Genomic DNA, 11,344 nt, shown 5'->3' with positions numbered 1-11,344 from the left:
AGCCCGACACCCCGCGAGTCCGACGCGGATCGCGCGCGACGGCGTGGACGCTTCCTCCGCGCCTACGCCCCGAGCAGTGACGCTGGGGCCGCACACGTGTCAGCAGGCGAGGACCCGGCGGAGTGCCTCCAGCGCGGCGGGCCAGGCGCTGGGTGACGGAGTGGCGTACCCGACCACCAGCGCATCCCCTCGCGGTTCCGCGGCGGGGTGGCGGAACGCGTCCAGGCCCTCGACCGCCACACCGTGCCATGCCGCGGCGCGCAGCGTCTCCGCCTCGGTGCCCGGCGGCAGCGCGACGAGGGCGTGCAGGCCGGCGTCGAGCCCCCGCACCCGCGGGGCGAGTGCCGCGGCCAGCTCGTCGCGGCGCCGTCGGTACGCCAGTCGACGCTCCCGCACGTGTCGGTCGTAGGCGCCCGTCGCGAGGAGGTCGGCCAGCACCAGCTGGTCCAGGGCGCCGACCGGGTGCCCCGCCGGGTTCCCGACGGCCGCGAGCGGGTCGAGCAGCGCGGCAGGCGCCACCAGCCATCCGAGCCGCAGGCCCGGAGCCAGCGCCTTGCTCGCGGTCCCGAGGTAGCAGACCTGCTCGGGGTCGAGGCCCTGCAGCACGCCGACGGGCCTGCGGTCGTAGCGGAACTCGCCGTCGTAGTCGTCCTCGATCACGAGCAGGCCGGTGGTCCGCGCCCGGTCGACCAGCGCGGCCCGCCGCCGCGGCGTCAGCGCCACCCCGGTCGGGAACTGGTGGGCGGGTGTGAGCAGGACGGCGTCGGCCTCGACGTCCTCGGGGCGGGCCCCGTCGTCGTCCACGGGGATCGGCACGGTCCGCAGGCCGCGGTGCTCCAGCAGCGCGCGGTGCAGGTGCAGCGAGTGCGCCTCGACCGCCACGGTCCGCCCGCCCCGGGCGCGGAGCAGGTCGGCCAGCAGCTCCAGCCCGTGCGCGGCCCCCGCCGTGACGACGATCCGGCCCGCGTCCGCCCGCACCCCGCGGGCCCGGGCGAGGTGCTCGACCAGGGCCGCCCGCAGCTCCGGCGCGCCACGCCGGGTTCCGTAGCCGAACGCCGCGTGCGGGGCGGTGGCCAGCACCCGTCGGGTCGAGCGGAGCCAGCCGGACCGCGGGAAGGACGCGACGTCCGGCCGGCCCGGGCGCAGGTCGTGCCGCGGGTTCGACGGAGTCGGCTCGCTCGCGGCCTGCGGGGGGACCGGCGCTCCGACCCGCTCGGCGACCATGGTGCCCGAGCCCCGCCGGGCCGCGAGCCTGCCCTCGGCGACCAGGTCCGCGTAGGCGTCGGCCACCGTGTTGCGGGCCAGCCCCAGGTCCGCCGCCAGTGACCGGGAGGACGGCAGCCGCGCTCCCGGCGCGAGCCGGCCGTCGTCGACGGCGTCCCGCAACGCCGCCGTCAGGGCCGACCGGACCCCGCGGTCGCCGGGGCGCAGGTCCAGGTGGAGATCCAGAGTGGCCCGCGAAACCATGCTCGAAGTGGACCACACACGGGTGCCACTGTGCGCCTAGCGTCGGTGCCATGACCACGACGGAGACACGTCTGCAGGAGCACACCCCGCGGCTGGCCCTGGCCGAGCTCGCCCCGGACGTCTACAAGGCCATGGCCCGCTTCTCGGCCGCCGCGGGTGCCGGCCTCGAGCCCGCGCTGCTGGAGCTGGTCAGGATCCGCGCCTCGCAGCTCAACCACTGCGCGTTCTGCCTCGACATGCACTCGAAGGACGCGCTGGCCCGGGGCGAGAGCGTCGACCGGATCGTCCAGCTGTCGGCGTGGGAGGAGTCGCGGCACTTCTACACCGCGCGCGAGGTCGCGGCCCTCGCGCTGACCGAGGCCGTCACCGTGATGACCGACGGGTTCGTCCCCGACGACGTCTGGTCCGAGGCCGCCGAGGTCTTCGACGACACCGAGCTGGCCCAGCTCGTCGCGGCGATCACCGCGATCAACGCCTGGAACCGCTTCGCCGTGACCACACGGATGGTGCCGGGGCACTACAGCGGGCGCTAGCCCCAGCCGAGGTCGTGGAGGGTGGCCTCGTCGATGCCGAAGTGGTGGGCGATCTCGTGCACCACGGTGATCGCGACCTCCTCCACCACCTGCTCCTCGGTGTCGCAGATGTCGAGGATCGCCTCGCGGTAGATCGTGATCCGGTCCGGCAGGACGCCGCCGTAGTCGCTGGTCCGCTCGGTCAGCGCCACGCCCTCGTACAGACCCAGCAGCGACGGGTCCGCCGGGTCGCGGTCCTCCACCAGCACCACGACGTTGTCCATCGCGGCGGTGAGCCGCGGCGGGATCTCGTCCAGCGCGTCCGAGACGAGTTCCTCGAAGCGCTGCGGGGTGATCACGTGCCCGGCGGGACCGGGATCCGGGGCACCACCGGCGGCGCAGGGACCACGGGCACGCCTGGGTCGGGGGCCGGTGTCTGCTCGACCGGCGGCGCCGTGGTGTCCGACGGGGCGGTGGTGGCCGCCGGGTCCGTGGTCGGCACGACCGAGGACGTCGGCGGGGCGGGGACGCCCGGGGCGGGCGTGGCGGTGGCGGGCGGCGCGGCCTGGTCGCTCACCGACACCGAGCCCTTCGCCGGGCCGGTCACCGGGGCGAACCCGCTGCGGTCCGGCAGCAGCGCCGCCAGGTTGCAGTTCACCCGTCGGGTGCCCGCGTTCCACGAGTCCTCGGTGACGTTGTCCCAGTACACGGTGAGCTTCTTGTCCGCGATGGCCTGGGCGCCGCCCGCGTAGTCCGCCGCGATCCGGCTGCACTCGGGCTGCAGGAACCCGTCCTGGTCCGCGACGGCCGGGAAGGCGTCGGGGAACTTCTGGGTCAGGTCGACGATGCCCACGGCCTCGACCGCGTGCGGTCCGGCGCAGTCGACGGGATCGCCGACCCGGCGCTCGTCGATCGCCAGGCAGGTGCCCGGCTCGTACACGCCGGACTGGTCCTGGTCCGCGGCCTTGCCGGTCAGCGGGTAGAGCGCGCCGGAGCGCGAGGCGCTCTGCACGCCGCAGCGCAGCTCGCGGTCGCCCTCGTCCCACTTCTTCTGCGACGGCTTCAGCGCCCCGACACGGAACCGGCCGTTCGGGTCGTACTTGCCGCCCAGGTACTGCAGCACCACGGGCGAGCACCGCTCGTTGACGAGCCTGCGCATGGTCGGGTCGTCCGGCAGGACCTGCTGGTCCACCAGCTGCACGGTGCCCGCCTGCTCGAACAGGTGCGGCTGCGCGCAGTCGACGACGGCGGTGTCCGCCGCGTCCGCCCGCGACCAGTTCAGGCACGTGCCCGGCGTGGTGGGGGGCGGCGGGATGTCCTCGATGTCCGCGGAGGTGCCGTGCGGCGAGGGCAGCGCGGCGATCGTGCCGAGCACCGGGACCGTGGCGCCCGCGACCGTGTCCAGCGTGGCGACGCCCAGCATCACGCCCGCGCCGACGAGTACGGCCGCGACGATCCGCCGCGCCTGACGGCGACCCGGCAGCCGCAGGCCGGAGGGCTGCGGCGGCGAGGTCGTCCGTGGGGAGCGGACCGGTTTCTCCGCGACGGCGACACCACGGGGGGAGCGGTCGCCGGACGGGGTGGGGAGCTCGTCCATGTCGGCGCCCATCTTGCCTGCCCCGTCCGAGGGACCCCGAACCGGTGGGGGTGTGGCGCGGTCATCGGTCGTGGGCGTGCTGCGTGCGGTGGTCCCGCGCCGTCGACCGTCCTTCGTTGCGGACCCGTTATCGGCCCGGTTCCGCCGTTCGTGTCCGTCGAGATAGGTTCGGCTCCACACGGGGGTGAAGTGATGAGCGAGAACGACGGCCGACCGGATGACGACACCGGTCCGCTGGAGTCCGTGGGTGCCACGCGCGGCCGCATGTCGCAGCAGGACGACACCACGGCGCCGCGCGAGCCCACCCTCGCCGAGAAGCGGGCCCGCGAGCAGGGCGCCCGGCGCCGCGCGGAGGAGGCCCGGCTCGCCGAGGAGGAGGCCGGGCGCAAGAAGAAGCGCAAGCGGATCCTCATCGGCTCCGGTGTGGTCGTCGGCGTCGTCGCGCTGATCGCGGTGGGGTACGCCGTCTCCTCGGACGACGAGGAGATCGAGGCCCGCTGCGTGGACGCCAACGACGTGGTCGTGGACGACAGCAACTGCGTCACCCCCGCCTCGAACACCGGCAACACCTACTACGGCGGCGGCGGCTTCTACCCGATCTTCATCGGCGGTGGCGGCGGCCAGTACCACTACAACTACGGCGGCAGCGGGACCGTCGGCCAGCGGGTCAGCGGCGGCACCACCAGCGTGCCGAGCAGCGGGAGCGTCCGCACGCCGTCCGGGAAGTCCATCTCCCGCGGCGGACTCGGGGTGAGCAGCGGCTCGTCCTCGAGCGGGTCGAGCTCCGGCTCGTCGGCCGGGTCGGGCTCGTCGAGCTCGTCGTCGGGCGGCTCCAAGGGAAGCAGCGGGAGCTGAGCGGTGCGTCGTGAACGCGGGGCCGCGCGCCCCGGCTGGCAGCAGACCGTCCGCGAGCAGGGGCTCGTCTACGACGCCCCCGGGCGGGACGCGACCGGCGGGGCCCGCCCGTACTGGGACGAGTCGGTCCACTACGTCTTCGAGATGGACGAGATCCTCTCCCTGGAGGCGGATGTCGAGCTGCTGCACTCGATGTGCCTCGAGGCGGTGGACCACGTCGTCACCACCGAACGGTTCGCGGACTTCGCGCTGCCCGAGTGGTGCTGGGAGAAGGTGGCCGAGTCCTGGAAGCGGCACGACCCGCACGTCTACGGCCGCTTCGACCTGCGCTACGACGGCTCCGGCCCGGCCAAGCTGCTCGAGTACAACGCGGACACCCCGACCACGCTGCTCGAGGCGTCGATCCTGCAGTGGTACTGGCTCAAGGACACCCATCCGGGAGACGACCAGTGGAACTCGCTGCACGAGCGCCTGGTCGAGCGGTTCGGTGAGGTCAAGGCCCTGCTGCCCACCAACGAGGTCCACTTCACCTGGTCCGGCGGGGACTCCACCGGCGAGGACCACGTGACGGTGGGGTACCTGCAGGAGACGGCGGCGGAGGCCGGGCTGGACACCGTCGGGCTGCGGATCGAGGACATCGGCTGGGACGTCGACCTCGACCGCTTCGTCGACCTCGCCGAGGCTCCCATCCACTCCGTCTTCAAGCTGTACCCCTGGGAGTGGATCCTCACCGAGGACTTCGGCAAGCACGTCGCGCGGAGCCTGCCGGACACGCTGTGGCTCGAGCCGCTGTGGAAGTCCGTGCTGTCGAACAAGGCGATCCTCGCGGTGCTCTGGGAGCTCTACCCCGGCCACCCCAACCTGCTGCCCGCGTACCTGAACGATCCCGGGCTGCTCACCGAGTACGTCCGCAAGCCGCTGCTGGGCCGCGAGGGCGCGAACGTCGACATCGTCGCGCCGGGCTCGCAGGTCTCCACCGGCGGCGTGTACGGCTCGGAGGGCTACGTCTACCAACTGTTCGACCCCCTGCCCGAGTTCGACGGCTTCCGGCCCGCCCTGGGCGCGTGGATCGTCGGCGACGGCTCGGCCGGGCTGGGCATCCGCGAGACCGCGGGCCTGGTCACGGACGACGGCGCGGCCTTCGTCCCGCACCGCATCCCCGAGTAGCTCCCCCCTCGTCAAGCCCATCGTGAGGAAAACATGACACTCGCCCTGGACGCCGCCTACTTCGCCGGACTCGGCCGCGGGGTCGGCGCGATCCTGCTCTACGCCCTGGTCGGCGCCCTGTTGATGCTGATCGGCTTCTGGGCCATCGACATCACCACCCCCGGCAAGCTGGTCCAGCTGGTCCGCGAGGGCAAGCCCGGCGCCGTCGTGGTCACCTCCGCGGGCATGGTCTCGATGGCCTTCATCGTGGTCGTCGCGATCTTCACGGCCTCCGGCCTGCTGACCGAGGGGCTGCTCGCCTCGCTGGTCTTCGGCCTGGTCGGGATCATCGCCCAGGTCGCGGCGGTGCGGCTGCTCGAGTGGGTCAGCGGGATCAAGATCGGCCCGGTGCTCGCGGCGGAGGAGCTGAACGCCGAGGCCTGGGTCGTCGCGGCGACGCACATCGCGCTCGGCCTGATCATCGCGGTCGCGATCATCTAGTCCGTGCGCGGTGGGTGGTGCGCAGGCACCACCCACCGCTCACGACGAGCAGGGCGACGGCCACCCCCGCCACCGTCGCCAGCAGCCGGTCCGCGAGCAGGTCGCCGATCGGCGCGGGGTGCATGGTCGACCCCACGACCAGCGCGAGCGGCGTGATGAACACCAGCGCGAGGCCGTAGTTGCGAAGCACGAACAGCTCCGCCCCGACCTGCAGGACCACCGCGACCAGGACGATCGCCCAGCCGGGCGGGTGGGCGGCGAGCAGCGGCACCGCGACCACGAGCCCCAGCAGGGTGCCCGCGACGCGGTGCAGGCCGCGGGCCACGCGGCCCGCCGCCACCGACAGCGGCACGACCGCCGCGATCAGCGCCCAGTAGACGTGCTCGACCCCCAGCAGCACGGCCAGCGGCGCGGTCACCGCGCACGCGAGCAGTACCTCGAGCACGATCTCGCGACGGACCGCGGCCCGCAACGGCACGGCCACCAGCGGTGCGGCCGCCCGCACGTGGGTGGGGCGCACCGCGCCCGCGCTGCCGACGAGCACCGCGAACGCCGCCGTGCCCGCGGTGACCGCGACGACCTGCAGCGCCGCCGCGAACCCGAAGGCCGGGGCACCCGCGAAGGCGCCCGCCGCGAACACGAAGAACAGCGGGCCGCCCGGCTTCCAGTCCACGACCTGGCCCGCGACGGTGGCCGCCACCGCGACCCCGACCAGCATGATCAGGCCCTGCCAGGCGGGCAGGTGGGCGGCGAGCAGGCCGACCACGACGCTCGCCGTGAGCCCGGCGCCGACGACCGCCTGCTGTGCCGTGCGCGCGGGCACGGTGAGGCCGCGGGCGTAGATCGCGGTGAACGCGCCGAAGGCCGCGGCCCCGAGCAGGTCCACCCGGCCCGCCGCGAGCAGGGCGACCATGGGCAGGCCGACCGAGATCCCGCAGCGGAGCGCGGGTCGGTGGGCCCCCGCGTGCGGTCCGACCCACACCAGCTCCCGGACGAGCGTCACGACATACTCCTTTCACCAGTGAACAAATGTAGTTCACTGGTGTAGGAAAGGGGAACCCGTGGGTGACGCGGTCGACGCCATCCGGGCGGTCTGGGCGCAGCGCAGGCCGGAGCTGGACACCGAGCCCATCGCCGTCGTCGGGCGGATCCTGCGGGCGGCACGGTTCCTCCAGGAGACGGCGGACGCGTGGCTGTCCGACGCCGGGGTGACCCGGACCGAGTTCGACGTCCTGTCCCAGCTGCGCCGCAGCGACGTCCCGCTGCGCCCGGGCGAGCTGACCGCCGGGGTGGTCGGCTCCCCGGCGGCGACCACGAAACGCCTGCACAAGCTGGTCGGCGCCGGGCTGGTCACCCGGGAGCCGGACCCCGCGGACGCGCGCGCCGCCCGGGTGGCGCTCACGCCCGCGGGGGAGGCGCTGGTGGACGAGCTCCTCCCGCGCCAGCTCGCCGCCGAGGCGCAGCTGCTGGAGGCGCTCACCCCGGACCAGCGCCGGGTGCTGGCAGGCCTCCTCCGCACCGCACTGGAGGCGTGGGAGTAGCTAGTCCAGCGCGGCGATCGCCGGGACGTACGCCTCGGGCGGGGGCATGGCCTCGAGCTCCGCGCGCACCTGGCGGGCGTTGGCGGCGAGCTCGCCGTCGACGACCAGGCGGTGCAGCGCCTCCGCGGTGACCCTGCCCGCGATCCCGGCGCCGCGCCGGGCGATGAGCTCGGCGTTGTGCCTGCGGTCCCCGGGGCCCGGGACGGCGAGCTGGGGGATGCCCGCGGCGAGCGCGCCGATCGAGGTCCCCGCGCCGCCGTGGTGCACGATCGCCGCGCAGAGCGGCATCACGTCGGTCAGCGGCACCCAGCCGACCGTCCGCACGTTCGGCGCGGCCTGGGCCCGTCGCGCGGTGCGCGAGTCCGGGCGGACCAGCACGATCTCGGCGTCCACCTCGGCGGCGACGGCCAGCGCGGCAGGCATCGGGTCGGCCCCCGGGCCCGGCACGGTACTGCGGGAGACCAGGATGCGGGGCCGGTCCAGCAGGTCCCCCGACCCGGCGGGCACCCGCAGCCACGCCGGGATCTCGCCGCCGCCGCGCTGCACCGGTCGCATCGGCTGCCCGGCGCGGTCGCCGACGACGCTGCGCGGGCCGGTCGTGAGCAGCACCTCGGGTGCCGGCAGCTGCTCGAGGCCGTGCCTGCGCAGGGCGCGCTGCATCATCTTGGAGCCCGCGGTGACCCGGACCAGCGACGGCCCGTCGAACAGCGAGTTCTCCAGCAGGACCGTCGGCAGGTCGTGCCGGGCGGCCGCCGCGGCCCCGGCGACGGCCAACGGCTCGTGCACGACGACGTCCGGGCGCCACTGGTCGACCACGGTCACCAGCGCGTCCGTCAGCTCCTCGTTCACCGCCCCGAACATCCGCGCGACCATCCGGGTGCCCGCGGTCCCGGCGAGCTCGGCGCGGGCGTCCAGCGGATGGGCGGCCATGCACCGCGCGGCGATCCGGGTGAAGGACAGTTCCCGCGCGACGTCGATCACCGGCAGCTCGCCGGTGTCCGCCCCCATCGCGTCGCCCCCGGTCGCGACGAGCACGTCGTGCCCCGCCTCCCAGAGCGCCTCCGCGAGCGGCAGCATCGGCATCAGGTGCCCGGTGAGCGGCGCCGAGACCACGAGCACGCGCATGGTCCGTACGCTACCGGTGTGGAGGCGCCGAGACTGGTCGCGAGTGACGTCGACGGGACGTTGCTCGGCCCCGACCATGCCGTCAGCCCGCGCACCGCGGCCGTCATCGGCCGTGCGGTGGCGGCCGGCGTGCCGTTCGTACTGGTCACCGGGCGGCCGCCGCGGTGGATCCCGCCGGTGGCGACGCAGCTCGGTGTCGTCCGGTACGCCGTGTGCGCCAACGGCGCGGTGCTCTACGACGTCGAGGCGGACCGCGTGGTCTCCGCCCACACCTTCAGCCCGGGAGACCTCGGCCTGCTGGCCGCGGCCGTCGCGCAGGTGCTGCCCGAGGCGCGGCTCGGCGTCGAGCGGGTGGGGGACAGCGCGTTCGTCGACCAGGCGGCCCAGTTCGTGGCCGAGCCGGACTACCGGCACGCCTGGCCCGGTGCGCTCCCGCCGACCGAGGACCGGGACCGGCTGCTGTCCCGGCCCGCGGTGAAGCTGCTGGTCCGGAGCCACGAGCGGGCGTCCGGGGCGATGCTGGACACGCTCGCCCCGCTCGTCGGGGACAGTGTGGACCTGACGTTCTCCCATCCCGGGGGGCTCCTCGAGGTCGCCCCCGCGGGTGTCACGAAGGCGACGGGGCTGGCCGAGGTCGCCGGGTTCTACGGGATCACCGCCGAGCAGACGGTGGCGTTCGGGGACATGCCGAACGACCTCGCCATGCTGCGCTGGGCCGGGCACGGCGTCGCCATGGGCAACGCCCATCCCGAGGTCGCCGCGGCGGCGGACGAGGTCACCGCCTCGCACGGGGACGAGGGCGTCGCGCTGGTCCTCGAGCGCTGGTTCTGACCTGGGCGGGGGCGTGTCGCGGGGATGTCGGCCCCGGCCGCCCGGGCGGCCCCGCGTAGCATGACGGGCCGTATCACCCCCGGACCGGCGCGCGCACCGCGTGCGCGAGGAGGCCCCTGTCGTGACCGACCGGTCGCTCGACGTGCCTGTCGCCCCCGTCGTCCCCGCCCCGGCGCCCGTCGAGGTGCGGGTCCTCGCGGCCGTACAGGACGCCGTCGGTGGCCCGCAGACCCTCGCCGTCGCGCGCGGGATGTCGCACTTCGGTGAGCACGCGCTGGGCTGGCTCGCGCTCGGCGCGGTCGGTGCCGCCGTCGACCGGCCCCGGCGCGCCGAGTGGCTCTGGTCCGCGGCCGCCGTGGCGTTCGCGCACGGGGCCTCGATCGGGGTCAAGCGCGTGGTGCGCAGGCCGCGGCCGGACCACCCCCAGGTCCGGGTCGGGGTCGGCACCCCCAGCAAGCTCTCCTTCCCCTCCTCGCACGCCACCTCGACCACGGCCGCCGCCGTGCTCTACGGCGGCCTGCTGCGGTCCCGCGCCCCGCTCGTCGTCGTCCCCGCGATGGCGCTGTCCCGGCTGGTCCTGGGCGTGCACTACCCGACCGACGTGGCGACCGGCGCCGGGCTCGGCGCAGGCGTCGCACTGGCCGCCCGGCGCGTGATCCCGCGCCTGATCCGGAAGAAGCGTTCATGACCAGCACCGACGTGCCGACCACGGTCGAGCCCACCCCGCAGCGCACCCCGCTCGGGCTCGCCGCAGGCGTCCTCAAGACGATGCGCCCGCGGCAGTGGGTCAAGAACGTCCTGGTCCTGGCCGCCCCGTTCGCCTCCGGGGACCTCTTCCAGGGGGCGGTGGCGCTCAAGCTGCTGATCGCCTTCGCGGCGTTCTCGCTGGCCGCGTCGGGTGTGTACCTGGTCAACGACGCCAAGGACGTCCTCGCCGACCGCGCCCACCCGACCAAGCGGAACCGGCCGATCGCGGCAGGCATCGTCCCGGTCCCGGTGGCCTACGTCGTGGCCGCGGTGTCGTTCGCGGTGGCCATCGCGCTGTCGCTGGTCGCCTCGGTGCAGCTGCTGATCGTGCTGGTCGTCTACGTGGTCGTGCAGCTGGCGTACTGCTTCTGGCTCAAGCACCAGCCGGTGCTGGACATCTGCATCGTCGCGTCGGGCTTCCTGATGCGCGCCATCGCCGGTGGCGTCGCCGCCGCGATCCCGCTGTCGCAGTGGTTCCTGCTGGCCGCCGGGTTCGGCTCGCTGTTCATGGTCTCGGGCAAGCGCTACGCCGAGATGATGCTCGCCGAGCGCACCGGCGCGAAGATCCGCAAGTCGCTCGAGTCCTACTCGCCGTCCTACCTGCGGTTCGTCTGGGGCCTCTCGGCCACGGTGCTGGTCATGGACTACGGCCTGTGGGCCTTCGAGATCCGCGAGGCCCACCACAACTCCGTGTGGTCGGTCATCTCCATCGTCCCGTTCGTCGTCGCCGTCCTGCGCTACGCCGTGGACGTGGACAACGGCAACGGCGGCGAGCCCGAGGACATCGCCCTCGGCGACCGCGTCCTGCAGGTGCTCGCAGTGGCGTGGGTGGCGATGCTGACCCTGGCGGTCTACCTGTAGATCCGTCGCCGAGGGCGCGGGCCCGGCGCTCCAGCCGGGTGCCGATCCCGGCGAAGGGCTTCTCCAACCCCGCCTGGCAGGCCCTCCTCGTCGTGGGCCGGTGGGTCGGCCTCTTCGACCACGGGACACTCGCCGGGATCCCGGACTACGCCCCCTGCCCG

At 74.5% G+C, this 11,344-nt stretch carries 13 protein-coding genes; 8 read left to right on the top strand and 5 right to left on the bottom strand.

The genetic code is table 11. The features are described from left to right. Nucleotides 1–99: 99 nt before the first annotated feature. Entirely contained in the window at nucleotides 100–1,467 is a 1,368-nt protein-coding gene (gene pdxR, locus ABD993_RS11625) for a MocR-like pyridoxine biosynthesis transcription factor PdxR (protein WP_345415825.1), read from the bottom strand. Between the two features lie 50 nt (nucleotides 1,468–1,517). On the opposite strand from pdxR, the gene ABD993_RS11620 reads away from it, so the two are divergent. Next, nucleotides 1,518–2,000, top strand: coding sequence for a carboxymuconolactone decarboxylase family protein (locus ABD993_RS11620; RefSeq protein WP_345415822.1), 483 nt, complete (start codon nucleotides 1,518–1,520; stop codon nucleotides 1,998–2,000). Here ABD993_RS11620 and ABD993_RS11615 read toward each other — a convergent pair. Then, entirely contained in the window at nucleotides 1,997–2,335 is a 339-nt protein-coding gene (locus tag ABD993_RS11615; protein ID WP_345416123.1) for a metallopeptidase family protein, read from the bottom strand. The two genes, ABD993_RS11620 and ABD993_RS11615, sit on opposite strands and share 4 nt — an antisense overlap. Beyond that, nucleotides 2,335–3,576 carry a septum formation family protein gene (locus tag ABD993_RS11610; protein WP_345415819.1) on the bottom strand — a complete coding sequence of 414 codons (1,242 nt, stop codon included), beginning with the start codon at nucleotides 3,574–3,576 and terminating at the stop codon, nucleotides 2,335–2,337. Before ABD993_RS11610 ends, ABD993_RS11615 begins: the two co-directional genes overlap by 1 nt. A gap of 192 nt (nucleotides 3,577–3,768) precedes the next feature. Here ABD993_RS11610 and ABD993_RS11605 point away from each other — a divergent pair, with 192 nt between their 5' ends. Genes ABD993_RS11605 through ABD993_RS11595 form a run of 3 tightly spaced genes read left to right on the top strand, consistent with a single transcriptional unit; the run spans nucleotide 3,769 to nucleotide 6,078 of the window. Next, a complete protein-coding gene (locus ABD993_RS11605; RefSeq protein ID WP_345415816.1) occupies nucleotides 3,769–4,431 on the top strand; it encodes a hypothetical protein in 663 nt (220 codons plus the stop codon). A 3-nt stretch (nucleotides 4,432–4,434) separates the two neighbouring features. Beyond that, on the top strand, nucleotides 4,435–5,598 hold the full coding sequence (locus ABD993_RS11600; protein ID WP_345415813.1) for a glutathionylspermidine synthase family protein: 1,164 nt from the start codon (nucleotides 4,435–4,437) through the stop codon (nucleotides 5,596–5,598). A 33-nt stretch (nucleotides 5,599–5,631) separates the two neighbouring features. Next, a complete protein-coding gene (locus tag ABD993_RS11595) occupies nucleotides 5,632–6,078 on the top strand; it encodes a DUF350 domain-containing protein (RefSeq protein WP_345415810.1) in 447 nt (148 codons plus the stop codon). Here the strand turns inward: ABD993_RS11595 and ABD993_RS11590 are convergent. Continuing rightward, the gene (locus ABD993_RS11590; RefSeq protein ID WP_345415807.1) at nucleotides 6,071–7,081 is read right to left on the bottom strand and encodes an FUSC family protein; all 1,011 of its coding nucleotides are present in this window, start codon (nucleotides 7,079–7,081) and stop codon (nucleotides 6,071–6,073) included. The genes ABD993_RS11595 and ABD993_RS11590 overlap by 8 nt on opposite strands. Before the next feature lie 58 nt (nucleotides 7,082–7,139). Here ABD993_RS11590 and ABD993_RS11585 point away from each other — a divergent pair, with 58 nt between their 5' ends. Continuing rightward, a complete protein-coding gene (locus ABD993_RS11585) occupies nucleotides 7,140–7,619 on the top strand; it encodes a MarR family winged helix-turn-helix transcriptional regulator (protein ID WP_345415804.1) in 480 nt (159 codons plus the stop codon). Here ABD993_RS11585 and ABD993_RS11580 read toward each other — a convergent pair whose 3' ends face one another. Then, nucleotides 7,620–8,744: a glycosyltransferase gene (locus ABD993_RS11580; RefSeq protein ID WP_345415801.1), complete on the bottom strand. Its 1,125-nt coding sequence runs from the start codon at nucleotides 8,742–8,744 to the stop codon at nucleotides 7,620–7,622. 18 nt (nucleotides 8,745–8,762) lie between these two features. On the opposite strand from ABD993_RS11580, the gene ABD993_RS11575 reads away from it, so the two are divergent. From ABD993_RS11575 to ABD993_RS11565, 3 genes are all read left to right on the top strand, one after another. Next, on the top strand, nucleotides 8,763–9,575 hold the full coding sequence (locus tag ABD993_RS11575; protein ID WP_345415798.1) for an HAD family hydrolase: 813 nt from the start codon (nucleotides 8,763–8,765) through the stop codon (nucleotides 9,573–9,575). Between the two features lie 121 nt (nucleotides 9,576–9,696). Continuing rightward, nucleotides 9,697–10,263: a phosphatase PAP2 family protein gene (locus ABD993_RS11570; RefSeq protein WP_345415795.1), complete on the top strand. Its 567-nt coding sequence runs from the start codon at nucleotides 9,697–9,699 to the stop codon at nucleotides 10,261–10,263. Then, entirely contained in the window at nucleotides 10,260–11,183 is a 924-nt protein-coding gene (locus ABD993_RS11565) for a decaprenyl-phosphate phosphoribosyltransferase (protein WP_345415792.1), read from the top strand. Before ABD993_RS11570 ends, ABD993_RS11565 begins: the two co-directional genes overlap by 4 nt. Nucleotides 11,184–11,344 lie beyond the last annotated feature (161 nt).

This window comes from Pseudonocardia xishanensis, assembly GCF_039541715.1.
Lineage (GTDB): Bacteria > Actinomycetota > Actinomycetes > Mycobacteriales > Pseudonocardiaceae > Pseudonocardia > Pseudonocardia xishanensis.
This window is presented reverse-complemented; position numbering and strand designations above follow the sequence as displayed.